Source organism: Rhodoferax sp. (assembly GCF_010365055.1).
GTDB lineage: Bacteria > Pseudomonadota > Gammaproteobacteria > Burkholderiales > Burkholderiaceae_C > Rhodoferax.
In genome coordinates, this window is record NZ_JAAFHA010000005.1 from 25,809 (window position 1) to 49,677 (window position 23,869).

Annotated in this window: 19 protein-coding genes; 8 read left to right on the forward strand and 11 right to left on the reverse strand. The window is 61.4% G+C overall.

Annotation, left to right across the window (positions count from 1 at the left end):
- Positions 1-32: 32 nt before the first annotated feature.
- From GZ093_RS02565 to surE, 4 genes are read right to left on the reverse strand one after another with little or no spacing between them, the layout of a single operon-like run.
- Positions 33-1,094, reverse strand: a complete 1,062-nt coding sequence (locus GZ093_RS02565) for a sigma-70 family RNA polymerase sigma factor (RefSeq protein ID WP_296481659.1) — start codon at positions 1,092-1,094, stop codon at positions 33-35.
- A gap of 18 nt (positions 1,095-1,112) precedes the next feature.
- Complete coding sequence (locus tag GZ093_RS02570; protein ID WP_296481661.1) at positions 1,113-1,967, reverse strand: peptidoglycan DD-metalloendopeptidase family protein; 855 nt, start codon at positions 1,965-1,967, stop codon at positions 1,113-1,115.
- An 11-nt stretch (positions 1,968-1,978) separates the two neighbouring features.
- Entirely contained in the window at positions 1,979-2,773 is a 795-nt protein-coding gene (locus tag GZ093_RS02575) for a protein-L-isoaspartate(D-aspartate) O-methyltransferase (RefSeq protein WP_296481665.1), read from the reverse strand.
- Positions 2,770-3,531 (reverse strand): 5'/3'-nucleotidase SurE, encoded by a 762-nt coding sequence (surE, locus tag GZ093_RS02580; protein ID WP_296481667.1) that lies wholly within the window; start codon positions 3,529-3,531, stop codon positions 2,770-2,772. The genes GZ093_RS02575 and surE overlap by 4 nt, the downstream gene beginning before the upstream one ends.
- 124 nt (positions 3,532-3,655) lie before the next feature.
- On the opposite strand from surE, the gene GZ093_RS02585 reads away from it, so the two are divergent.
- On the forward strand, positions 3,656-4,630 hold the full coding sequence (locus GZ093_RS02585; protein WP_296481669.1) for an NADPH:quinone oxidoreductase family protein: 975 nt from the start codon (positions 3,656-3,658) through the stop codon (positions 4,628-4,630).
- Between the two features lie 325 nt (positions 4,631-4,955).
- Here the strand turns inward: GZ093_RS02585 and mdoH are convergent, their stop codons facing one another.
- The 6 genes from mdoH to GZ093_RS02615 form a co-directional block, all read right to left on the reverse strand.
- The gene (mdoH, locus tag GZ093_RS02590; protein WP_296481673.1) at positions 4,956-6,959 is read right to left on the reverse strand and encodes a glucans biosynthesis glucosyltransferase MdoH; all 2,004 of its coding nucleotides are present in this window, start codon (positions 6,957-6,959) and stop codon (positions 4,956-4,958) included.
- On the reverse strand, positions 6,935-8,503 hold the full coding sequence (locus GZ093_RS02595; RefSeq protein WP_296481676.1) for a glucan biosynthesis protein G: 1,569 nt from the start codon (positions 8,501-8,503) through the stop codon (positions 6,935-6,937). The genes mdoH and GZ093_RS02595 overlap by 25 nt, the downstream gene beginning before the upstream one ends.
- Positions 8,504-8,707: 204 nt before the next feature.
- Positions 8,708-10,141: a sigma 54-interacting transcriptional regulator gene (locus GZ093_RS02600; RefSeq protein WP_296481677.1), complete on the reverse strand. Its 1,434-nt coding sequence runs from the start codon at positions 10,139-10,141 to the stop codon at positions 8,708-8,710.
- Complete coding sequence (locus GZ093_RS02605; RefSeq protein ID WP_296481679.1) at positions 10,138-10,800, reverse strand: hypothetical protein; 663 nt, start codon at positions 10,798-10,800, stop codon at positions 10,138-10,140. Before GZ093_RS02605 ends, GZ093_RS02600 begins: the two co-directional genes overlap by 4 nt.
- Positions 10,784-12,205 carry a HAMP domain-containing sensor histidine kinase gene (locus GZ093_RS02610; protein ID WP_296481683.1) on the reverse strand — a complete coding sequence of 474 codons (1,422 nt, stop codon included), beginning with the start codon at positions 12,203-12,205 and terminating at the stop codon, positions 10,784-10,786. Before GZ093_RS02610 ends, GZ093_RS02605 begins: the two co-directional genes overlap by 17 nt.
- A 2-nt stretch (positions 12,206-12,207) precedes the next feature.
- Positions 12,208-12,387 (reverse strand): hypothetical protein, encoded by a 180-nt coding sequence (locus GZ093_RS02615; RefSeq protein WP_296481779.1) that lies wholly within the window; start codon positions 12,385-12,387, stop codon positions 12,208-12,210.
- Between the two features lie 283 nt (positions 12,388-12,670).
- Between GZ093_RS02615 and GZ093_RS02620 the strand changes: the two genes are divergently transcribed.
- From GZ093_RS02620 to GZ093_RS02650, 7 genes are all read left to right on the forward strand, one after another.
- Positions 12,671-13,927, forward strand: a complete 1,257-nt coding sequence (locus GZ093_RS02620; protein ID WP_296481685.1) for a nitrate/nitrite transporter — start codon at positions 12,671-12,673, stop codon at positions 13,925-13,927.
- A 24-nt stretch (positions 13,928-13,951) separates the two neighbouring features.
- Positions 13,952-15,580: an antiporter gene (locus tag GZ093_RS02625; RefSeq protein WP_296481687.1), complete on the forward strand. Its 1,629-nt coding sequence runs from the start codon at positions 13,952-13,954 to the stop codon at positions 15,578-15,580.
- 121 nt (positions 15,581-15,701) lie between these two features.
- On the forward strand, positions 15,702-19,511 hold the full coding sequence (locus GZ093_RS02630; protein WP_296481690.1) for a nitrate reductase subunit alpha: 3,810 nt from the start codon (positions 15,702-15,704) through the stop codon (positions 19,509-19,511).
- A gap of 70 nt (positions 19,512-19,581) precedes the next feature.
- On the forward strand, positions 19,582-21,105 hold the full coding sequence (narH, locus tag GZ093_RS02635; RefSeq protein WP_296481692.1) for a nitrate reductase subunit beta: 1,524 nt from the start codon (positions 19,582-19,584) through the stop codon (positions 21,103-21,105).
- A 3-nt stretch (positions 21,106-21,108) separates the two neighbouring features.
- Positions 21,109-21,828, forward strand: coding sequence for a nitrate reductase molybdenum cofactor assembly chaperone (gene narJ / locus GZ093_RS02640; protein ID WP_296481693.1), 720 nt, complete (start codon positions 21,109-21,111; stop codon positions 21,826-21,828).
- A complete protein-coding gene (gene narI, locus GZ093_RS02645) occupies positions 21,825-22,559 on the forward strand; it encodes a respiratory nitrate reductase subunit gamma (RefSeq protein WP_296481694.1) in 735 nt (244 codons plus the stop codon). Before narJ ends, narI begins: the two co-directional genes overlap by 4 nt.
- A 10-nt stretch (positions 22,560-22,569) precedes the next feature.
- Positions 22,570-23,361 (forward strand): peptidylprolyl isomerase, encoded by a 792-nt coding sequence (locus tag GZ093_RS02650; RefSeq protein ID WP_296481696.1) that lies wholly within the window; start codon positions 22,570-22,572, stop codon positions 23,359-23,361.
- Positions 23,362-23,407: 46 nt separating this feature from the next.
- Here GZ093_RS02650 and GZ093_RS02655 read toward each other — a convergent pair whose 3' ends face one another.
- Positions 23,408-23,848, reverse strand: a complete 441-nt coding sequence (locus GZ093_RS02655; protein WP_296481698.1) for a CBS domain-containing protein — start codon at positions 23,846-23,848, stop codon at positions 23,408-23,410.
- Positions 23,849-23,869: the final 21 nt, after the last annotated feature.

The window sequence follows — 23,869 nt, forward strand, 5'->3', positions numbered from 1 at the left end:
CGATTTGAGTACCCCAGAATGGATCAACGAACCTAAATCAGGGCGTCCCGTGTGATACCGCGGTGCGCCAGATAGCGTTTGAGCTTGGCCAAGGCCTCGTTCTGGACCTGTCGCACGCGCTCACGCGTCAGGTCCAGACGCGCGCTGAGCACATCCAGCGTCTCAGGCTCGCGGCCATGCAAGCCGAAGCGACCTTCCAGCACCTCTTTTTCACGTTCAGACAAGGTGCCAACCCACTCCTCCAGCAAACGCTCCACCTCGTGGACCTGCGTCACACCAGACGGATCCGCCGTGGTTTCATCGACCAGTGAATCCCCCAACGTCTGAGACTCGCCCGAGCGGTCCAGGGCGGCGTCCAGGGACCTGGGCGCCTCCGCCAGGCCCAGCAAATCGGCAACGTGGACCGGGTCGCGGCCCAACAAGGCGGCCACATCGTCGACTCGAATGCCATCGGGTCGACTCACCACGAACGCCGCATCACTCTCCAGCGCCTGGCGGGCCCGCAGAACTTGCTGCAACTCCCTAACCACGTTCACCGGCAGGCGCACCGCCCGTCCTTGGCACATCAAGGCACGATCTACCGATTGGCGAATCCACCAGGTGGCATAAGTGGAAAATCGAAATCCCCGTTCCGGCTCAAATTTGTCAATGGCGTGCATCAGACCCAGGTTGCCTTCTTCGATCAGGTCCGACAAGGGCACGCCGCGCCCCATATAGGCCTTGGCAATGCTCACCACCAGCCGCAGATTGTGTTCAATCATGCTTTGGCGGGCGGCAAAGTCGCCAGCGCGGGCCTTGCTGGCCAGTTCAAATTCTTCTTGCGGCGTGAACAGGGCGGTGCGGCGCACCTGGCGCAGGTAGATGGTCAACGCGTCACTGGACTCGCCCGCCGCTTCCAGTGCTTCCAGTGCTTCCTTGGCTACACTCGGCAGCGCCGGTGCGGCATTCTCCGATGGCGCATGTTTTACTACCAAATTAGTAGCTTTATAACCAATATCTACGGGGGCTGGAGGCACATTTTCCATAGAAGATGACACACCGCGCGGCGGCCGTCTGGGCGCGTTGCCAGGACCAGGCATGGGGCTCTTTTTCATGGCCCGGTCCCGTACCCGTCACCGCGCTGGCAAGTATCTGGCCGGATCTACCGGTTTGCCTTGTCGACGAACTTCAAAGTGCAATTTGACGCGATCGCTATCACTGCTGCCCATTTCGGCAATCTTTTGCCCCTTGCGCACCGCCTGATCTTCTTTGATCAACAAGGTCTTGTTGTGGGCATAGGCCGTCAGGTAGGTGTTGTTGTGCTTGAGGATGATCAGGTTGCCGTAACCACGCAGACCGGCCCCAACATAAACAACCCGACCATCGGCGGCGGCAACGACCGGGTCGCCCGCGACACCGCCAATGTCGAGGCCTTTGTTCTTGACCTCATCAAACCCGGCGAGCACGGCACCGTTGGTCGGCCAGATCCAGTCGATGTCATCGTCCGCTGTCGTGGCAGCAGTAGGCGCAGGCGTCGAGCTGGCCGAAGGGGCAACCGGCGCGGATGCGGCCGGAACCGGCGTGGCAATGGCCGATGTAACCGGCTTGGCGACCACCCCGCCGTTGACCACAATGGCTGGCGCTGGTGGCACCACCCGCAGCACCTGGCCCACTTCGATCCGGTTGGGGTTCTCCAAATTGCTCCAGCGCGCAATGTCCCTGGCGGCTTGCCCGTGTTCGAGGCCAATGCGGATCAGCGTGTCACCGGGTTTGACGCTGTAGTAACCGGGTTTGCCGGCGTTCTCGAAACCTGGCAGCTGCTGGACCGCCTGAGTCGCTGGGTCCATCACCACCGTTTCAGGTTGGCCCATGCGGGCACTGCGGTCCTCCACCGGCGCCCGATTGAGCGTTCTCGATCCACAGCCAGCCAGCACCCCGCTGATGACAACAACAAACACCACGCTCAGGCGAGCACTCAAACCAAACATACGATACCCCTTCATGCGACGCCCGATTTTAAAGGCACAAAGTGAACCGCCTCCAACACGGTCTGCCTTAGTCCCTGTGGCGTTCTGTCAATCACCACCAGCGCCTGCCTGCCCGGCGACCCGGCACCTGCCGCCACCGGCGCCACCAGGCGCCCGCCCATGGCCAGCTGGTCCACCCAGGCCTGGGGCACGGCCTCGCCCCCTGCAGCGGCGATGATGGCGGCATAGGGTGCGCCTTTGGCATAGCCCACCATGCCATCCCCGAACAGCAGATGCAGGTTGGGCAGCGCCAGATGCCGCAGATTGTCACGCGCCTTGTCATGCAAACCGCGCAGGCGCTCAATGCTGTAGACCTCACGCGCGAGCTGGCTGAGCACGGCGGCCTGGTATCCGCAGCCGGTGCCGATCTCCAGCACGCGCCCCAGTTTGCCGGTCGCGCCGTTGCGCAGCAATTCCAGCATGCGCGACACGACACCGGGCTTGGAGATGGTCTGCCCCAGGCCAATCGGCAGACTGGTGTCTTCATAGGCCTGGTTCACCAGCGCCGTATCGACAAAGCGGTGGCGCTCAATCGCCTGCATCGCCGCCAGCACCAGCGGGTCGCTGACGCCTTGCTGAGCCAGCTTGCGCACCATGCTGGCACGAACCGCACTCGAGTCCATGCCCAGGCCTCTTGAGAGCGGGTTGGCCAACGGCTTGGCACCCGAGCTCTGACTCAAGCCAGCGTACCTCGGGACGGAGCGTCTGTCGGTCGGCCCGCCCGAGGAGAAATCCAGCCGGACCGGAAAAGGGGGGCGCTCCTTCATGCGCCGGTCAACTTGGCGGCGGTCTGAGCCCAATAGCCCAAATTGTCATGGTCGGTCAAATCCACCTTCAGCGGCGTCATCGCCACATGGCCCTGGCTGGTGGCGTGAAAATCCGTCCCCTCGGCCTCGTCTTTGGCCGGGCCGGCAGCACCGATCCAGTACATGGTCTCGCCGCGTGGGCTGAGCTGGGTGATCACGGCCTCGGCCGCATGGCGCCGCCCGAGCCGGCACAGCTTCACATGGGCGATTTCGTCATAAGGCAGGTTGGGAATATTCACATTGAGCAGCCAGGGGTTGGCGCCAATCAGGTTTTGCTGCGCCATCTGCAGGACCAGGTCACGGGCTTTGCGCGCGGCCGATTCCAAGTGGCTCCAGTTTTTCTCCACCTGGGAAAAGGCGATGGCCGGTATGCCAAACAGATAACCTTCCATCGCTGCACCCACGGTGCCCGAATAAATCGTGTCGTCGCCCATATTGGCGCCATTGTTGATGCCGGCGAGCACCAGGTCGGGCCGGTAGCCCAGCAAACCGGTCAGCGCAATGTGCACGCAGTCGGCCGGCGTGCCGTTGATGTAGCGAAAGCCGTTGCTGGCCTTGCAGACATACATGGGGGTGTGCAGCGTCAAGGCGTTGGATTTGGCGCTGTTGTTTTGCTCCGGCGCGACCACCTCGACCTGCGCCACGTCTTTCAGGGCCTCATACAGCGCCACCAGGCCCGGCGCCTGGTAACCATCGTCATTGCAAATAAGAATTTTCATGTTGGAGCCCAGTTGATATTTATTGTAGGTGGCACAGGGCCCCGGTCGGCCCGGTCACGCGAGCGACATTTTCAGAAGTTGCGAGCCACTATCATCTACGCAACTATTTAGGAGACTCCCCCTCATGCATGCCTGGCTTTGTGAAAACCCCGTGGGCGTTGATGCCCTGACCTGGAAAGAATTGCCCACCCCGAGCCCCAAGCCGGGTGAAGTCCTGATCGAGATCAAGGCGGCGAGCCTGAACTTCCCCGATCTCCTGATCGTGCAGAACAAATACCAGATGAAACCGCCGCTGCCCTTTGTGCCGGGCTCCGAATATGCGGGCGTGGTACAGGCCGTAGGCGATGGCGTCACCCACCTCAAGGTTGGCCAGCACGTGGCTTGCCTGTCCGGCACCGGCGGCTTTGGCACGCACACGGTGGCGCCGGCAGCGCTGTGCCTGCCGCTGCCCGATGGATTCCCGTTTGTGGATGCCGCCGCTTTCATCATGATCTACGCCACCTCGCACCACGCGCTGGTGGACCGGGCGCAACTCAAAGCCGGGGAGACCGTGCTGGTGCTCGGTGCTGCCGGCGGCGTCGGCACCGCAGCGATCCAGATTGCCAAAGCCTGCGGGGCGAAAGTGATTGCGGCGGCCTCGACCGATGAGAAATGCGCGCTGTGCCAATCCATTGGCGCCGATGCCACCATCAACTACAGCCGTGAAAATCTGCGCGAGGCGGTCAAGACGCTCACCGATGGCAAGGGCCCGGATGTCATTTACGACCCGGTCGGGGGCGACTTCGCCGAGCCCGCCTTTCGCTCCATTGCCTGGCGCGGGCGCTACCTGGTGGTGGGTTTTGCCGCCGGGCCGATTCCCGCCCTGCCCTTCAACCTGGCCCTGCTCAAAGGCGCCTCCATCGTCGGCGTGTTCTGGGGCGACTTTGCCAAGCGTGAACCCAAGGCCAACGCCGCCATGATGATGGAGTTGGCCCAATGGTACGGCCAGGGCAAGATCAAGCCGGTCATCGACAGCACCCTGCCAATGGCCGAGCTCAAAGCCGCTTTTGCCCACATGGGCTCACGCGGCGTCAAGGGCAAGCTGGTGATGGTGAACTGACCGGGACACGGATGGGGCTGAGTCGCGAGTTTTCCCAATATTTCTAGCCACCTGGGTTCCTGGCCCGCGATAGCTGCAATGATGGTTCATGCGCTGATCAGGCGCATCGCATCATTTGGCGCGTCTTATTGCTTGATCTCATCCATTCACACGCCACTGATCGGTGGAGCTGTTCAACTTGTGGGACGGATCGCAGCGACACGAAGTGCGCCAGCGCGATGATCAACCAACATTTATGGATTTTGGCCTCTAGCCCCCGTCTTTATTGCTTATACAGCTATAACTTTAGAAGCAAAGAGTCCCGGACCCTTTGCTGCTGACAGGCTCAGGCGGCTCGCAGCCGTGGCCTGGCCCGCTGGCTGGCGTGCAGCCAAGCACGGCGCAGCACGGTCGGCGACTTGGTTTCTTCGGGAATCAGCAGGAAATTTTGCGCCCGCATCGCCGTCCCCAAGCCGACGCGACTGGTCACGACGGTCATGGGAATGGACAGCAGCAACGGCAGCCCGACGGGCAGCAACCAGACCAGGGCGCGTGGGTCGATCATGGCGACGCCGCCAGCCAGTACCGCAATCATCAAACTCATGGGGGCGAGTTGCGCCAGTGCATAACGCCACGGCACTGCCGCCGCTTCGCGCGGGGGCGATTTCCATTCCAGTTTGAGACCAGTGAGCGCCACCACCACAAACAGCGAATGCGCCAGCATGCGAACGGGCGCCTGCAGCAAGGCGATGAGAGTTTCTAGCAGGGCGCTGCGCAGCAGGCTGGCCGTGCCGCCATAAGCCTGCTGCTGGCGGCTGAGCAGCACGGCGGCGAGGCCCAGAATGCGCGGCAAGAACAGCATGCTCAGTGTCCAGACCCAGAGCGCTACCAATTCGCCAGGCAGCAGCATCCAGTTGGCAACCATCGGCGAACCCGACAGCCACAGCGCCGTGCCCAGCGTCATAAAGCTCAACCACAGAGGCGCTGACAGGTAAGCCATGGCACCGGTGGCAAACATGGAGCGGTGCACCGGGTGAATGCCGGGCTCGGCAATCAGTCGCGAGTTTTGCAGGTTGCCCTGGCACCAACGGCGGTCGCGTTGCAGTTCGGCCAGCAGATCAGGCGGCTGCTGTTCGTAGCTGCCCACCAGATCGGCCACCAGCCAGACGTGGTAACCGGCGCGGCGCATCAGTGCCGCTTCGACGAAGTCATGCGACATGATGCTGCCCGACATGCCGCCGGTGCCCGCAATGCGCGCCAGCGCGCATTGCTGCATGAATGGCGCAACGCGGATGATGGCGTTGTGGCCCCAGTAGTGCGACTCGCCCATTTGCCAGAACTGCATGCCCAGCGTGAACAGGCGCCCCGTGACGCGTGAGGCAAACTGCTGCGCCCGGGCGTGCAAGGTGACATGGCCGATGGCCTGGGTGGCGGTCTGGATGATGCCAGCGGTCGGGTTGGCTTCCATCAGCTTGACCATGGAGACCAGGCAGTCGCCGCTCATCACGCTGTCGGCGTCCAGCACCACCATGTAGCGGTAGTCCTTGCCCCAGCGACGGCAGAAGTCGGCCACGTTGCCGGACTTGCGGTCGGTGCGGCGCTTGCGCAGACGGTAATAGACCTCGATTTGCGGCTGGTCGGGCTGGCTGGCGAGTTGGGCCCGCAGCTCTTCCCAGGCGGCGCGTTCCGCTTTCTGAATCGCGACGTCGTTGCTGTCAGACAGCACAAACACGTCAAAGGCCTGGACATGCTTTGTTAGCGCCACCGATTCACAGGTGGCGCGCAGGCCGGCAAACACCGTGCGCACATCTTCATTGCAGATGGGCATGATGATGGCGGTGCGCGTGGCGGCATCGAGCGTATGGTGCTGAACCTTTTTGGCCGACAAACTGTGGCTGTCGCCGCGCAGCATCACGTAAAAACCCATCATCGCGGTCATGAAGCCTGTCACCACCCAGGCCGACAGCAAGGCAAACAGTGTGGCCTGGCCGTACTGCAAGAAGGCGTTGTCGTAGTCGGGCTGTATGTCCGCAAAGAGACTGGTGGCCAGTACCGTACTGATCACCGTCAGCAGCAAAAATACGGTGCGCCGGCGTCTGGCGGCCTGCTGCCACGGCTCAGGCTTGTCAGCGATCGAAGCAGTTGGAAGCGCCTCGGCCTGGACCCTCCCCGTCTGCTTGAGAACGGGCAGCAGGGCCGCACTGGCGAGGCTGTTCCAGAAACCTCGCCATGGCCGCGGCACCATGCTGCCGCGGTTCACCGGCGGTGCCGTGACTGCGTTGGGGTGACGTTCTTCGCGCAAGACGCTGCGCCCGCTGATGGGGCTCACGGTGTGATCAGGTTGGTCCATGTTTCGCTCAGTGTTTGGTTGTTGTGTTGCAGGAAGGCGCGCAGCTCGACCGGCTGGGCCGGATTGAGTCGCTGCACGCGCAATGTCATGCGCCAGGCGCCGGTGGCGGGGTTCTTGTAGGCCAGGCTCTCCAGCACGCGGCCATTGGCATTGGCGGTGGCGATGGCCTTGACCGGCGCGTCCTCGGGCAATGCATCCAGGGCCGGGCCGGCAAAATCAATCACGAACTGGATTTGCTGACCCAGGGCCTCGGCGCCGATCTTGGTGTAGCCCGTGCCGCGGCGCGATTGCGTGACCCAGCCGTTGGGTGGCAACTGCTGGTTTTTGCCCTGCCAGTGAATGGTGTAGGCGACATCCAGCGATTGACCAGGTTTCGGTATTTTTTCTGGGACCCAATAGGCGGCCACGTTGTCGTGGGTTTCGTCGGGTGTTGCAAATTGCAGCAGCTCGACCCGGCCGGCGCCCCAGTCGCCCAAGGGCGTGACCCAGGCGCTGGGTCGGAGTTCATAGCGGGCTTCGGTGTCCTCAAAGCTGTTAAAGGCACGGTCGCGCTGCATCAGGCCAAAGCCCTTCAAGCTCTTCATGCTGAACGAGGTTGTGAGCGGTGACGCCGGGTTTTGCAGCGGTCGCCACAGCCATTCGCCTTCGCCGGTGGCCACCATCAAGCCGTCGGAGTCATGCACTTCCGGGCGAAAGTCGCCGGGACGGGGCTGGTTCTCGCCAAAGAGGAACATGCTGGTCAGCGGCGCCAGACCCAGCGTCGCCACGGGCGTGTCGGTCGGGCGCATGAAGATGCGGGCATGCACTTCGGTCACGGTCTGCTCGCCGGGCGTGATGTCAAAACGGTAGGCGCCCGTCATGCGCGGCGAATCCATCAGCGCATAGATGGTGAGTTGCTTGGCATCGGCGGCCGGCTTTTCAAGCCAGAACTCGGTGAAGCGCGGGAACTCTTCCTTGGCGCTGCCCGCCGTGTCAACCGCCAGGCCGCGTGCGGACAGGCCGTAGCGCTGGCCGCTGCCCAGCGCCCTGAAGTAGCTGGCGCCGGAAAAAACGACAAGTTCGTCCTTGTACGTCGCCGAGTTCAGGTTGTTGAAGGCGCGCAGGCCACCGAAGCCGAGATTGCCCCAGGTCTGCGGTGACACCTTGTTTTTTCCGAAGTTGAAGTCGGCATGGTTGTAGGGAATTGGCTTGATGCCTTGCGGCGTGATCTCATGGACACGAACGGAGTCGCCGCTTTTCCCGATGTGAAGAAAATTGGCCTCAAAAGGCAGCTTGTCCGCCCGCCACAAGGTGCTGGCCGCGTTGAAGCGGATGTCCCGGTAACCGTCGTAATCAAGATTGGCGAGTTCCACCGGAATCGCGTGGCTTGCCGGTTTAAAGGGTGCCTGGGCTTGCTGGCGAGCGAGCCCGGCGACATCGTCGAGCGTCCACGCCTGTGCCTGACCGGCAACCAAGGCCAGGACGCTGGCAACTATCAGGGTGACAAAGCGGGCCGCAAAGGTGTGTCCGCGACGATGGTAATAAGGGAGGCAAATAGTGGGCATGGCAATACTAGTGCAAACCCTATGCCAACCCTTAAAAATCTATTTAAATCAACAGCTTGGCAACACTCAGAAAACAACGGCCCGGAAAACTGGACGGAATCCGGCGCAAACCGGCGTTTTTGTCGCCGAATAGCGACAACATCCGGCCTCTTAAGTTGAAATCCCTTTCAAATCAAGCGCTTAGGGCTGTCGCCTGTGAGCGACTCAGCTTGAAACGGTGGGTGAGGCTAGCCCGCTGCTGTCGGCCTTGAACAGCCCGGGCGTCAGGCCGTGCTTTTGCATCAAGCGGTAAAACTCGGTCCGGTTGCGGTCGGCCAGACGGGCGGCGTCGGCCACATTGCCGTCGGTGAGCTTGAGCAGGCCCACTAGGTAGTCGCGCTCAAAGCGTTGCCGGGCCTCGGCCAGGGTCAGCACCTCGACGCTGGGCGAGCGCAGGGCACGCTGAACCAGGGCCAGCGGCACCAGCGGCGAGGTCGACAGGGCGCAGACCTGCTCCACAACGTTGTAGAGCTGGCGCACATTGCCCGGCCAGGCGGCCGTGGTCAAGGCGATCAGGGCCTCGGGCGCGAATCCGCTCAGGCGTTTTTTGTATTTGTCGGCCAATTTGACCAAGAAATAGTTGGCCAGCAGCGCGATGTCCTCGCGCCGCTCGGACAACGGCGGCAAGGTCAAGGTGACGACATTGAGCCGGTAATACAGGTCGGCGCGGAATTGGCCCTCAGCCATCGCCAGGTCGAGGTCGCGGTGCGTGGCCGAGATGATGCGCACATCCACGGGAATCGACTGGCTCGAGCCCAAGGGCCGCACCATGTGCTCCTGCAGCACGCGCAGCAGCTTGACCTGCAGCGCAGACGGCATGTCGCCAATCTCATCGAGCAGCAGGGTGCCACCGTCGGCCGCCTGAAACAGCCCGATGTGATTCGCCACGGCGCCGGTGAATGCACCCTTGACGTGGCCAAACAGCTCCGACTCCAGCAAGGGCTCCGGAATGGCACCGCAGTTCACCGCGATGAAGGGTTTGCTGGCGCGCGAGCCGGCCTGGTGAATCGCCCGGGCCAGCAGTTCCTTGCCGGTGCCGCTTTCGCCGCGCAGCAGCACGCTGGCGTCCGATTGCGCCACCATGCGCGCTTCCGCCAGCACTTCGGCCATGCGGCTGGAGCGGCTGATGATCTGGTTCTGCCACGCCTGCGGGCTGCCGGGCTTGGCCGAATGGGCCGGGGCGCTGAGCGACAGCGCCTGCGCAATCTTGTCGAGCAGACTCTTCCCATCGAAGGGCTTGGTCAGGTAGGAGAAGACACCGCGCTCGGTGGCCTGGACCGCATCGGGAATCGTGCCATGGGCGGTCAGCAAAATAACCGGCAACGAGGGGTGTTGCGCGCGAATGTCGTCAAACAGGGCCAGGCCGTCGCGGCCCGGCAAACGCACGTCACTGAGCACCAGCTGCGGCCGTTCGATATGCAGCTGGGTCATGGCGGCCTCGGCCGAGGTGACCGCCGTCACGCGGTAGCCCGCCGCTGTGAGCCGGATGGTCAGCAGGCGCAGCATGTCGGCGTCGTCGTCAACCACCAGCAGATGGGGGCCGGGTGCCGGAGGCACCGCGGTGGGCGGCGCGACAGGGGGGCTGGGCAGATCGCTCATGGCGCTGGGGGGCGCGTGCCACGATTGCCCGGCGCCGGAACGCTGGCTGCGGGCGGACGGCTCGTGAGGCTGCGTTCGATCGCCTTGAGTGCTTCCAGCCGCTCATTGGTCTGATCCAGCCGGCGCTGCATGTCGCGTGTCTGCTGCGTTTGCTTCTCAAGCTGTTCTTCCACGCGGCGCTGCTCGCCGTAGCGCGCGGCCAGCATGCCGGCCAGCGGATGCAGCGTCTGCGCCTCGGTATCGGCATTGGCCAGCACGCGTCCCAGCAGTTCCTGGGCACGTAGCAGCTCGCTCAGCTGATGAAGCTGACTCAGGGCCAAGGCCAGCTGCAGCTGTTGGGTCGGGCCGGCCGCGTCGCCCAGCCGGATCACTTCCTGGCTCAACTCTGCCGGCGCCAGCCGGCGCACCCGGTCCGCATAGGCCAGCATGCGTGTGACGGCGTCAGTCGCCAGCGGCGCGGCCGGGCTGGCCGGCGACTCTGGCAGGCAGAGCTGGGGTCTGGGGGCAGCAGACGGCGTGACTGTTGCGCCCGTCGCGTCGTCACCGCGCTGACCGAAATGGCCAGCGCAGCCGCCCGCCAGCACCGATACAGCGATGGATGCCACCAGACCGAGACGGACCAGGCGACGGGAATGTCGAAAATCAGGACTTAAAAACATGAGGAAACTCGATTCTGAAGTGGGCACCGACTGGATCCGGCAGCAGCTCGATGCGGCCGCCGTGCGCGGCAATATATTCGTGCACGATGGACAGACCAATGCCGCTGCCTCGCACCACGTCGCTGGGTTGGCGCTCGCCACGGTAAAACGGCTCGAAAATCCGCTCGCGATCAGCCGCAGCCACCCCCACACCCTGGTCGTGAATGTCGATGCGGACCAGGCCCGGCAGTGTACTCAGCTCCAGGCGGATCTCGCCTTTCAGCGGTGAGTAGCGGATGGCATTGGACAACAGGTTGGCCAGCACCGTGCCGATTTTTTCGGGGTCCAGCGCCACCAGGATCGGCTTGCCGACGACGGTGACCGACAGCTCACGGGCGCGCCATTGCAGACGCTGCGCGTCAACCTGCGCTTCAACCAGCTCCAGCAAGTCGGTGGTCTGGCGGTGCAACTGGCGGGCCTCAAACGCCGCTGTATTAAAACGCAGCAGGTCTTCAATCTGGCCCTGCAAGACACCGGTGTTGTGCCGCAGGATTTGCGCGATTTCACTCTGTTCATGGCTCAGTTCGCCGGCCACGCCGTCCTCCAGCAGGGACACGCCTTCACGCAGCGATGCCAGCGGGGTCTTGAGTTCATGGGAAATATGACGCAAAAAGCGTGACTTGTCGGCGTCGAGCTCGACCAGTCGCAGGCGCAGCCAGTTCAGCCGCTGCCCCACCATGACCAGGTCGGCCGGCCCCCGAATGGCGATCACCTGATCGAGCCGGTTCTCACCCAGGCCGACGATGGCGTGTTCCAGCCGCTTCAGGGGCACCGTGAACCAGATGCCGAAAGCCAGCGCCATGGCGACCGCCAGCGCGATGGCCCAGGTGACCTGCTGCGCCAGGTGACTTCGGCTTTCTTCGAGCTTGGTTTCCAGCGCCAGGTTGCGTTGCTGGATGGTCTTTTGCACCTGCACCGCGATGGCCGAATTGACACGATCGAGTGAGCGAAACTTTTGGGCTATCTGGCGTTCCCGCTCCAGCGCGGTCTCGGGCGCGCCGGTCAACAGGACGCCAGCAGCTTGCAGGTGCGTCTGCCACTGCTGTTTGGGGCCGTCTGGCAGGCCTTGCGCTGTCAGGCTGCCGAGGATGCCGCTGGCCTCGCGTGCCTGGTCGGAAAAGCGCAGGCGCAGGACGCGGTCGTCCAGCACCACGGACTGGCGCGATGTGCGTTCCATTGAAACGCTGAGCTCGCTCAGTGACTGAGCGAGCCGGCTGAGCTCCAACGATCGGGACGCGCCGTTGCGGCTTTGCAGCGTGAGGTCTTCCAGCGTGAACAGGGCGCGCAACGAAGCCGCCCCCAGCAAAGCGGCAATCAGCAAAAAAGCGATCACCAGCAGTTGCCGGAACGAAAATTTCTGCAGCATTTTCAAAGGCCAGGAGGTGAGGTCGTGAAAGTGATGCCGGTCAACGAGGCCGCTTCATCGATGTTGTCCACTTTGTCGGTGGACTCATCGCCTTGCGCGGCGTGGAGCACGTCGGCTATCTTGTCCGAGCCGTACCCGTTCATCTGGCGGCCGAAGATTTTGATAAGAACTCTTTTGGACATGGCGGAGATTTCAAATAAGTTACTGCTATTTTTATAGCACATTATTCATTATTGACGGGGGCTACAGCCTGTTTTATTGTGAAGATTCAACTAAAAAGTGCATCGATTGGTAGTTTAATCGGGCGCATTTCCAAACCCGCAAACCCGCTGCCCCTAGTTCTTTAGAACTAGGGGAGTCGCATCGCGCATAGTTCCATTTTCAATAAAAACCTGTTCCATAGAGGGATAGCGTCGCAGGGTCGCAAAACCTAAAGTCATGTCAATCCAAAAAGGAGTTTTCGACATGACCAAGAAAGGGCAAGCGCTCTCGGTGCTGATTGTGAGCACATTCGCCTTCACCGTGTGCTTCATGGTGTGGATGATGTTTGCGGTGATCGGCATTCCGATCAAGAAGGCACTTGACCTCAACTCAACCCAGTTTGGTTTGTTGATGGCCATGCCGGTGCTGACCGGCTCCTTGGTGCGCGTGCCTCTGGGCATCTGGACTGACAAGTTTGGCGGCCGCATTGTGTTTGCCACTTTGATGGCTTGCACCGTACCCGCCATCTGGCTCATGGCTTACGCCACCGCCTACTGGCATTACCTGGTCATTGGCCTGTTTGTCGGCTTGGCGGGGGGGTCATTTTCGGTCGGAACCCCCTATGTAGCGCGCTGGTTCCCGAAAAACCAGCAGGGTTTTGCGATGGGCATCTTTGGCATGGGCAATGCGGGCGCCGCCGTCAACAAGTTTGTGGCACCGGCACTGGTGGTGGGCTTTGGCTGGACCATGGTGCCGCAGGTGTATGCGGGCATCATGCTCGGCACTGTCATCCTGTTCTGGCTGTTCAGCCACACTGACCCGGAGCACCATGCGGCCAAACAAGTGAGCTTCATGAACCAGCTCAAGTCGCTCAAGGACCCCAAAGTTTTCAAATACTGCCAGTACTACAGCATCGTGTTTGGCGGCTATGTCGCCTTGTCGCTGTGGATGGTGCAGTACTACGTGGGCGAATTCGGGCTTGACATTCGCACCGCCGCCCTGCTGGCCGCTTGCTTTTCCTTGCCCGGGGGCATCCTGCGCGCGGTCGGAGGCTGGTTGTCGGACAAATACGGCGCCCATTCCATGACCTGGTGGGTGCTGTGGGTGAGTTGGGTCTGCCTGTTCTTGCTCAGCTACCCGCAAACCGACTTGACGATCGCCACCACGTCGGGGCCCAAAACCTTTCACATCGGCCTGAACGTCTATATGTTCACGATTTTGATGTTCACGCTGGGCGTTGCCTGGGCTTTTGGCAAAGCCAGTGTCTTCAAGTACATCAGCGATGACTACACGCACAACATCGGCGCCATCAGCGGCATTGTCGGTCTGGCCGGTGGCATGGGTGGCTTCTTGCTGCCCATCATGTTCGGCGCCCTGATGGACCTGACGGGCATGCGCTCGAGCGCCTTCATGCTGCTGTACGGCATCGTCTGGGTGTCGCTGATCTGGATGTACTGGACCGAGGTGCGGGGCAGCGAATACCTGGGCAACAAGGCCAGCCCATCGACCGCGCCGAACTGATTTCCCATTCACTGAAAGAACCCGATGAACAATCAAAAGCAATCCGGTGTTGACATTGCCGACTGGCGCCCTGAAGACGAGCAGTTCTGGGAAAGCACCGGCAAGCGCATTGCCAACCGCAATCTGTGGATATCAATCCCCAACCTGTTGTGCGGCTTTGCGGTGTGGGCCATGTGGGGCATCATCACCGTGCAGATGATCAACCTGGGCTTTCCGTTCAAGCCCGCAGACATGTTCACCCTGACCGCCATTGCCGGCCTGATGGGCGCCACGCTGCGCATCCCGGCCTCGTTCTTCATTCGACTCTCGGGCGGGCGCAACACCATCTTCCTGACCTCTGCGCTGCTGATCATTCCGGCAATCTGGACCGGCATTGCGCTGCAAGACAAGAACACCCCGCTGTGGGTGTTTCAGGCCTGCGCCTTCTTGTCAGGTATTGGCGGGGGCAACTTTGCCTGCTCCATGTCCAACATCACCGGCTTCTTCCCCAAACGCCTGCAGGGCACGGGACTGGGCCTCAACGCCGGCCTGGGTAACTTCGGCGTGACCACCATGCAAGTGCTGATTCCGCTGGTGATGACGGTCGGCCTGTTTGGCGCGGTCGGCGGCGGCTCCATGGTGCTGACCAAGGACAGCGGCTGGATCATGGGCAAAATCCTGGCGGGTACCCCCACCTTCATCCAGAACGCCGGCTTCATCTGGGCCGCCATCTTGCTGCCGCTGGTCATTGCTGCCTGGTTTGGCATGAACAACCTGTTGCCGCTGTCACCCAACTACGGCGGCACGGTGAAGGCGTTCAGCAAGATCCTTTACCTGTGGGGCATTACCTTTGTCATTGGCGGCCTGGGCTTGTACTTGTACCTGCCCGCGCCAACCGGTCTGGGTCTGCTCAACATGTGGATCGCCTTGCCGTTGACCATCGTGGCTACCCTGGCGGCCATGAAGCTTGCCGCGTTTGGCGAGATGAAGGGCAACATCGCCAAGCAGTTTGAAATCTTCAAGAACAAGCACACTTGGTCGTTGACGCTCTTGTACATCGTGACCTTCGGTTCCTTCATCGGCTTCTCGATGGCGCTTCCCCTGTCCATCACGGTGATCTTCGGCGTCAGCCACATCCCTGATGCCGCTGGCGTGATGCAGCATGCACTGAAAAATCCGAATGCCCCCTCGGCATTGACCTACGCCTGGATCGGTCCCTTCGTCGGCGCCCTGATTCGCCCGGTCGGCGGCTGGATCGCTGACAAGGTTGGCGGCTCGATCGTGACGCAGGTGATCTCGGCGGTGATGGTCGGGGCCTCCGGCTCGGTTGGCTACGTGATGATGCAAGCCTATGCCTCGGCCACGCCCGAGCAGTATTTCTCCACCTTCATGTGGCTCTTTGTACTCTTGTTCGCTGCCAGCGGCATCGGCAACGGTTCCACCTTCCGCACCATTGGCGTCATTTTTGACCGCCAGCAGGCGGGCCCGGTGTTGGGCTGGACTTCCGCCGTGGCCGCTTACGGCGCCTTTATCGCCCCCGTGGTGATTGGCGCCCAGATCAAGGCCGGCACACCGCAGATGGCGATGTATGGCTTTGCCGTGTTCTACGCGCTGTGCCTGGTGCTCAACTGGTGGTTCTACCTGCGTGCAGGCTCGGAGATCAAGAACCCCTAAGCCAGCAAGCCCGCCATTCATCGCATCATTTAGCTATTGATTTAATAGCTACATGCGCATGATAGACGGGGGATAGAGCCTGTTTTTATATAAATTTTTTCTTTTTTTGACGAGGTATCCCATGAGCCATTTTCTGGATCGACTCAGTTACTTTTCACAAGCCCGGGAGTCCTTCTCCGGCGACCACGGCGTCACCACGGGTGAAGACCGCACCTGGGAGGACGCTTACCGCGACCGCTGGGCGCACGACAAGATCGTGCGCTCCACCCACGGCGTGAACTGCACCGGTTCCTGCTCCTGGAAGATTTACGTCAAAGGCGGCATCGTCACCTGGGAAACCCAGCAGACCGACTACCCGCGCACGCGCTGGGACATGCCCAACCACGAGCCGCGCGGTTGCTCGCGCGGCGCCAGCTACAGCTGGTACCTGTACAGCGCCAACCGGGTCAAATACCCGATGGTGCGCGGGCGTTTGCTCAAACTCTGGCGCGAAGCGCGCACCGCCAATGACCCGGTCGATGCCTGGGCCTCGATTGCCCAGTCCGACGCCAAGCGCAAGGAATACCAGAGCGTGCGCGGCCTGGGCGGCTTTGTGCGCTCCAGCTGGGATGAAGTCAATGAGATGGTGGCGGCAGCCAACGTCTACACCATCAAGCAGCACGGGCCGGACCGCATCATCGGCTTCTCGCCCATTCCCGCCATGTCGATGGTCTCTTATGCGGCCGGCAGCCGTTATTTGAGCCTGATCGGCGGCGTCAGCATGAGCTTTTATGACTGGTACTGCGACTTGCCACCGGCTTCTCCCCAAGTCTGGGGTGAACAGACCGACGTGCCCGAATCGGCCGACTGGTACAACTCGAGCTACATCATTGCTTGGGGCTCGAACGTGCCGCAAACCCGCACACCCGATGCGCACTTTTTCACCGAGGTTCGCTACAAAGGCACCAAAACAGTGGCGGTGACACCCGACTACTCCGAAGTCGCCAAGCTGTCCGACATCTGGATGAAGCCCAAGCAGGGCACCGACGCTGCGGTGGCGATGGCGATGGGCCATGTCATCCTGAAGGAGTTTTACTTTCCCGACGGCGGCAAGCCACGCAGCGCCTACTTCGACGACTACGTGCGCCGCTACACCGATATGCCGATGCTGGTGATGCTCAAAGAACATCAGTTGCCCGGTGGTGAGACCGTCATGGTGCCGGATCGCTATGTGCGCGCCTCTGATTTCAATGGAAAGCTCGGGCAAGCCAACAACCCCGAGTGGAAAACCGTCGCTTTTGACGACACCGGCAAAGTCGTTCTACCCAACGGCGCCATCGGTTTCCGCTGGGGCCCGGACGGCCGGGCCGACGAAGGCCAGTGGAATCTGCAGGCCAAGGAAGCACGCCACGGCGGCGAGGTGAAGCTCAAACTGTCGGTGATGGAAGGTGAAAACCCCAGCCTAGAGACCGCGAAGGTGGGCTTCCCCTACTTTGGCGGCATCGTCAGCGAACACTTCCCGAACAACGCCACCGGTGCGGGGGCCAACAATGTGCTGGTGCGCACGGTGCCGGTGCAGCGCATTTCCCTGGGCAAGGAAGGCGACCAGCGTGAGGCGCTGGTCGCCACCGTGTTTGACCTGCAGGTCGCCAACTATGGTGTCGCCCGCGGCCTTCCCGGCGAACTCGCTGCCAAGGACTTCAACGACGACACGCCTTACACGCCGGCCTGGCAAGAGCGCATCACCGGCACACCGCGCGAACAGCTCATCACCGTGGCGCGCCAGTTTGCCGACAACGCCGACAGGACGCATGGCAAGTCGATGGTCATCATCGGTGCTGCCATGAACCATTGGTACCACGCCGACATGAATTACCGTGGTGTCATCAACATGCTGATGATGTGCGGCTGCATTGGCCAAAGCGGTGGCGGCTGGGCGCACTATGTGGGCCAGGAAAAGCTGCGGCCCCAGACCGGCTGGACCGCACTGGCCTTTGCGCTGGACTGGATTCGTCCACCGCGGCAGATGAACTCCACCAGCTTCTTCTACGCCCACACCGACCAGTGGCGCTATGAGAAGCTGGGCATGGAAGAAGTGCTGTCACCGCTGGCCGACAAAAAACTGTACGCCGGCAGCATGATCGACTACAACGTGCGCGCCGAGCGCATGGGCTGGCTGCCGTCTGCGCCGCAACTCAAGACCAACCCGTTGCAAGTGGTGCGCGATGCGACCGCCGCCGGCATGGATGCTAAAGACTACGCCGTCAAGGGCCTCAAAGACGGCTCGCTCAAGATGAGCTGCGAAGACCCCGACCATCCCGCCAACTGGCCACGCAATATGTTTGTCTGGCGCTCCAACATCATCGGCTCCAGCGGCAAGGGCCACGAGTACTTCCTGAAGCACCTGCTGGGCACCAGCCATGGCGTGCAGGGTAAAGACCTGGGCAAGGATGAAGCCAAGCCAACCGAAGTGGTGTGGCACGACCAGGCGCCCGAAGGCAAGCTGGACTTGCTGGTGACGCTGGACTTCCGCATGAGCACGACCTGCCTGTACTCCGACATCGTGCTGCCCACGGCCACTTGGTACGAGAAGAACGACCTCAACACCAGCGACATGCATCCCTTTATCCACCCGCTGTCCACCGCGGTGGACCCGGCCTGGCAATCACGCAGCGACTGGGATATCTACAAGGGCTTTGCCAAGAAGTTCAGCGAAGTGTGTATTGGCCATCTGGGTGTCGAGCGCGAAATGGTGCTCACCCCCCTGATGCACGACTCTCCCGCTGAATTGGCACAACCCTTTGGCGTGCAGGACTGGAAACGTGGCGAGATTGACCTGATCCCCGGCAAGACCGGCCCCAACATGACGGTGGTGGAGCGCGACTACCCCAATGTCTACAAGCGATTCACGGCCCTGGGGCCACTGATGAACAAGGTCGGCAATGGCGGCAAGGGCATCAACTGGAACACCCAGATCGAGGTCAAGCAGCTGGGCGAGCTCAATGGTCTGGTGACGGACGAAGGCGTTACCTGCGGCATGCCAAAAATCGACACCGACATCGACGCCTGCGAAGTCGTGCTGCAACTGGCACCCGAGACCAATGGCCACGTCGCCGTCAAGGCCTGGGCAGCACTGAGCAAACAAACCGGGCTGGACCACACCCATTTGGCGATCCACCGAGAGGACGAGAAGATCCGCTTCCGCGACATTCAGGCGCAGCCGCGCAAGATCATCAGCTCGCCGACCTGGAGCGGCATCGAGAGTGAAACCGTGTCGTACAACGCCGGCTACACCAACGTGCATGAGTACATCCCATGGCGCACCCTCACCGGGCGCCAGCAGTTCTACATGGACCACCCGTGGATGACCGCCTTTGGCGAGGGTTTCAGCAGCTACCGGCCACCAGTGGACCTGAAAACAACGTCCGAAATTCAGGGCATCAAGCCCAACGGCAACAAGGAAATTGCGCTGAATTTCATCACGCCGCACCAGAAGTGGGGCATCCACTCCACTTACACTGATAACCTGATGATGCTCACGCTCAGCCGCGGCGGCCCGGTGGTCTGGCTCAGCGAAGACGACGCCAAGAGCGCCGGCATTGTCGACAACGACTGGATCGAGTTGTTCAACATCAACGGCGCCATCGCGGCGCGCGCTATCGTCAGCCAGCGCGTGAATCCCGGCATGGTGATGATGTACCACGCGCAGGAAAAGATCATCAACACCCCCGGCTCCGAGATTACCGGTGCCCGCGGCGGCATTCACAACTCGGTGACGCGCATTGTGCTCAAACCCACCCACATGATCGGCGGCTACGCCCAGTTCAGCTACGGCTTCAACTACTACGGAACCATCGGCACCAACCGCGACGAGTTCGTGGTGGTGCGCAAGATGAACAAGATTGATTGGCTGGACGATGAATCCAGTGCTACCACCACCGCCCACAACTAATCAGTTTGAGGACAGAGCTGGCTCGCTTCGCGTAGCTGCGGTCTGTCCCACAAAGATCTGGAGAATCAATATGAAAATACGCGCGCAAATCGGCATGGTGTTGAACCTGGACAAGTGCATTGGTTGCCACACCTGTTCCGTCACCTGCAAAAACGTCTGGACCAGCCGCCCCGGCATGGAGTACGCCTGGTTCAACAACGTTGAAACCAAGCCCGGCATCGGCTACCCCAAGGAATGGGAAAACCAGGACAAGTGGAACGGCGGTTGGGTACGCAAGGCGAACGGCAAGATCGAGCCACGCCAGGGACCGAAGTGGAAGCTGCTGATGCGCATCTTCGCCAACCCCAACATGCCCGAGATTGACGATTACTACGAGCCCTTCACCTTCGACTACGACCATCTGCAATCGGCACCGGAGTCCAAAGCGGTGCCGACAGCGCGCCCGCGCAGCCTGATCACCGGCCAGCGCATGGAAAAAATCGAGTGGGGTCCGAACTGGGAAGAAATCCTCGGCGGCGAATTCTCCAAGCGCAGCAAGGACAAGAATTTCGACGACATCCAGAAGGACATTTACGGCCAGTTTGAAAACACCTTCATGATGTACCTGCCCAGGCTGTGCGAGCACTGCCTGAACCCGGCCTGCGTCGCGTCCTGCCCCTCGGGCTCGATCTACAAGCGCGAGGAAGACGGCATTGTGCTGATCGACCAGGACAAATGCCGTGGCTGGCGCATGTGCGTGAGCGGCTGCCCCTACAAGAAAATTTACTACAACTGGAAAAGCGGCAAGGCCGAGAAATGCATCTTCTGCTATCCGCGCATTGAAGCCGGCCAGCCGACCGTGTGTTCGGAGACCTGCGTCGGGCGTATTCGTTACCTGGGCGTGCTGCTCTATGACGCCGACCGCATTCAGGAAGCCGCGAGCGTCGAGCATGACCGTGACCTGTACCAGGCGCAGCTTGATATCTTCCTCGACCCGAACGACCCGAAGGTGATCGAGCAGGCCCGTATCGACGGTATTCCCGACAAATGGATGGAAGCCGCACGCAAGAGCCCGGTGTACAAGATGGCGGTCGACTGGAAGGTCGCGCTGCCGCTGCACCCCGAGTACCGCACCTTGCCGATGGTCTGGTATGTACCACCGCTCTCCCCGATCAGCGCGGCGGCCAATGCCGGACACCTCGGCACCAACGGTGAGATTCCGGATGTCAAGCAGTTGCGCATTCCGGTCAAGTACTTGGCCAATATGCTGACCGCGGGCGACACCCAGCCGGTGGAACGCGCCCTGGAGCGCATGCTCGCCATGCGCGCCTACCAGCGCGAAAAGCACGTGGATGGCCGCATCAACACCGCGGCGCTGGACCAAGTCCAGATGACCCAGGCGGAGGTGGAAGAGATGTACCACGTGATGGCAATTGCCAATTACGAAGACCGCTTCGTGATCCCAACCAGCCACCGTGAATACGCCGAAAACACCTTTGACATGCGGGGCGGCTGCGGCTTCTCGTTCGGCAATGGCTGTTCGGACGGCGCCAGCGACACCAGTCTCTTTGGCAGCGGCAAGCGCCGCACCATTCCCATCAAGGCGGAGGTCTGAATCATGGGACTGCTATCGAACCTACCCAACGCGTCTATCAGCCTGCGAGTCCTGGCTCGTCTGCTGTCTTACCCTGACGCCCAGTTGCGCAGCCAACTCGGCGACTTGCGCGCCGCGCTGCACGCCGACCGAACGGTCCCGGCTGAGCGCCTGGCCGAGCTGGAGGCACTGATGACGACACTGGCATGCAGCGATGCGCTGGAGATCGAAGCGCAGTACGTGGAGATTTTCGACCGGGGCCGCGCCACCTCGCTGCACCTGTTCGAGCATGTGCACGGTGATTCACGCGACCGCGGGCCGGCCATGATCGACCTGGCACAGACCTATGAAAAGGCTGGCTTGTACCTGGGTCCCGATGAAATGCCGGACTACCTGCCGGTGGTGCTTGAGTTTGTCTCCACCCAGCCGCCCAAAGAGGCGCGCGCCTTCCTGGGCGAAATGGCCCATATCTTCAACGCCATTTTCAATGCCTTGCAGCAACGCAGCAGCGCCTACGCCAGCGTGCTGGGTGCGTTGCTGGAACTGGCCGGAGAGAAAGCCCATGCCGTCAAGGTCGTCCCCGATGAAGCCCTTGACGCGGCTTGGGAAGAGCCGGTGGTCTTCGGCGGCTGCTCATCCAAAGGACAGGCCGCGCCGGGACAAAGCCAACCCATTCACTTTGTCAAAAAAAATGCGGCTCACACCAGCGCGAAGACCGCAACGCCACAAGGAGTTTCACTATGAATGCACTCGACAATTTTCTGTTTGGCTTGTATCCGTACATCTGCCTGACAGTTTTCCTGCTCGGTAGCCTGATCCGCTTTGACCGGGACCAATACACCTGGAAGAGCGACTCATCGCAGTTGCTCAAAGCCGGTCAGTTGCGCTGGGGCAGCAACCTGTTTCACATTGGTATCTTGTTTCTCTTCTTCGGTCACTTCGCGGGCCTGCTGACGCCACACTTTGTCTATGAGCGCTTTGTCAGCGCTGGTGACAAACAATTGATGGCCATGATCACCGGTGGCATCGCAGGAGCGTTGGGCTTTATCGGTGTGAGCTTGCTGCTGCACCGCCGCTTGTTCGAGCCGCGTATTCGCATCAACTCCAAGACCAGTGACATTGTGTTGCTGCTCCTGTTGTGGCTCCAGTTTGCGCTGGGTCTGGCGACCATTGCCGTGTCGGCTAATCACATGGACGGCGGCTTGATGATGGCATTTGGCGAATGGGCGCAACACATCGTGACCTTGCGTCCCGGCGCAGTCGAGTTTCTGGCCGGGGCTGGCATGCTCTTCAAGATTCACCTGTTCCTGGGCATGAGCATTTTCCTGATCTTTCCGTTCACCCGGCTGGTGCACGTCTGGAGTGGCTTTGCGGTTGTCGGCTACTTGGTCCGCCCCTACCAGGTGGTTCGCGCCCGTCGCCTGAACGTGCCGGCAGGCCATAACCAGCCGCGTCGTCCCGACGCTGGCGTCTAAGGAGTCAATCATGCCCACCAACACGCTTGATACACCCGAAGTTGCCAGCATCAACGGCTTTGCATTGCACGCGGCTGGCGAAAATCTCTCGGCCGACGAACTGCGACAACGCGCCTGCTCCGAATTGCTGCGCCAAGCGGCTATTGCGAAGGGCCTGTTGCCGACCGGCGACAGCTTGTCCACCAACGGCGTGCTCAGCGAAGACGCCAGCAGCGCGATTGAAGCCCTGCTGGAGCAGAGCCTGGCCATGCCAGAGCCCTCCGAGCAGGCGTGCCGGCGCCATTACGCCGCACACATGAGCCTCTACAGCACCGGCGAGCGCGTCGAGGTGAGGCACATTCTGTTCGCCGTGACCCAAGGCGTCGATGTGGTGGCCCTGCGCAACCGGGCCGAGACCACTTTGCTCGACGTGCGTTGTCATGACGGCAGCGCCGCTGAAGACAGATTTGCGAAGGCCGCCAGCACGCTGTCCAATTGCCCCAGCGGGGCGCAGGGCGGCCAACTGGGATGGCTTGGCACAGCAGACTGTGCCCCAGAGTTTGCCAAGGAGATTTTTGGGAACAAAGAGGTGGGCGTGCTGCCGCGACTGGTGCACAGCCGTTTTGGCTTGCACGTGGTTGAAGTGCTAGCACGCGAGCCGGGGCAGGAGCGGCCGTTCGAGGCTGTCAGCGGCGCGGTCGCGATGTCACTCAAGAAAACGACCTATGTCACCGCCTTGCGTCAATACTTGCAGCTATTGGCTGGGCAAGCGCTCATCAACGGCGTCGACCTGGAGGCGTCCAGCACGCCCCTGGTGCAATAGGGGCTTGTCCGTGAACAAGCCCTAAGCGTGACGAAAAAACGGCCCTCTAACCCAGGGCGTCGTTGACCTGATCATTGAACTCGGCCAGGCTGACGGCATTGCCAAGCTCGCGCGGCATGGCGTCGCGAATCGAGAAGACGCCAAGAATCTTGCCCGCCGCATTGATGATCGGCAAATGCCGAAAGCCACGCTCGATCATGATCACCACGGCCTCGGCCACTTTCATTTCAGGAACGATGCTGATGGGGTTGCGCGTCATCACCTCCGACGCAGGCGTGGACTTCGGGTCGAGCGCCTTGGCCAACACGCGGGTCATCAAGTCACGTTCGGTCAGGATGCCTTGCAGCGTCCCGGCCGCATCGATAACCAAAATACTGCCGCAGTTGGCCTTGGTCATGATGCAAGCGGCATCCCACACGCTGGCCTGCGGCAAAAGACTCACGACATGGCGTTGTGGAATTGATTGAAACACAGTGCGTTCAGTCATGATTTGCGTCCTGTTCAAAAA

Coding starts and splice junctions, on each gene's coding strand:
- GZ093_RS02615 (WP_296481779.1), bottom strand. CDS start 12,387: ATGTCCAAAAGAGTTCTTATCAAAATCTTCGGCCGCCAGATGAACGGG.
- GZ093_RS02600 (WP_296481677.1), bottom strand. CDS start 10,141: ATGAGCGATCTGCCCAGCCCCCCTGTCGCGCCGCCCACCGCGGTGCCT.
- GZ093_RS02595 (WP_296481676.1), bottom strand. CDS start 8,503: ATGCCCACTATTTGCCTCCCTTATTACCATCGTCGCGGACACACCTTT.
- GZ093_RS02570 (WP_296481661.1), bottom strand. CDS start 1,967: ATGTTTGGTTTGAGTGCTCGCCTGAGCGTGGTGTTTGTTGTTGTCATC.
- GZ093_RS02630 (WP_296481690.1), top strand. CDS start 15,702: ATGAGCCATTTTCTGGATCGACTCAGTTACTTTTCACAAGCCCGGGAG.
- GZ093_RS02585 (WP_296481669.1), top strand. CDS start 3,656: ATGCATGCCTGGCTTTGTGAAAACCCCGTGGGCGTTGATGCCCTGACC.
- surE (WP_296481667.1), bottom strand. CDS start 3,531: ATGAAAATTCTTATTTGCAATGACGATGGTTACCAGGCGCCGGGCCTG.
- narJ (WP_296481693.1), top strand. CDS start 21,109: ATGGGACTGCTATCGAACCTACCCAACGCGTCTATCAGCCTGCGAGTC.
- mdoH (WP_296481673.1), bottom strand. CDS start 6,959: ATGGACCAACCTGATCACACCGTGAGCCCCATCAGCGGGCGCAGCGTC.
- narH (WP_296481692.1), top strand. CDS start 19,582: ATGAAAATACGCGCGCAAATCGGCATGGTGTTGAACCTGGACAAGTGC.
- GZ093_RS02620 (WP_296481685.1), top strand. CDS start 12,671: ATGACCAAGAAAGGGCAAGCGCTCTCGGTGCTGATTGTGAGCACATTC.
- GZ093_RS02610 (WP_296481683.1), bottom strand. CDS start 12,205: ATGCTGCAGAAATTTTCGTTCCGGCAACTGCTGGTGATCGCTTTTTTG.
- GZ093_RS02575 (WP_296481665.1), bottom strand. CDS start 2,773: ATGAAGGAGCGCCCCCCTTTTCCGGTCCGGCTGGATTTCTCCTCGGGC.
- narI (WP_296481694.1), top strand. CDS start 21,825: ATGAATGCACTCGACAATTTTCTGTTTGGCTTGTATCCGTACATCTGC.
- GZ093_RS02565 (WP_296481659.1), bottom strand. CDS start 1,094: ATGAAAAAGAGCCCCATGCCTGGTCCTGGCAACGCGCCCAGACGGCCG.
- GZ093_RS02650 (WP_296481696.1), top strand. CDS start 22,570: ATGCCCACCAACACGCTTGATACACCCGAAGTTGCCAGCATCAACGGC.
- GZ093_RS02625 (WP_296481687.1), top strand. CDS start 13,952: ATGAACAATCAAAAGCAATCCGGTGTTGACATTGCCGACTGGCGCCCT.
- GZ093_RS02605 (WP_296481679.1), bottom strand. CDS start 10,800: ATGTTTTTAAGTCCTGATTTTCGACATTCCCGTCGCCTGGTCCGTCTC.
- GZ093_RS02655 (WP_296481698.1), bottom strand. CDS start 23,848: ATGACTGAACGCACTGTGTTTCAATCAATTCCACAACGCCATGTCGTG.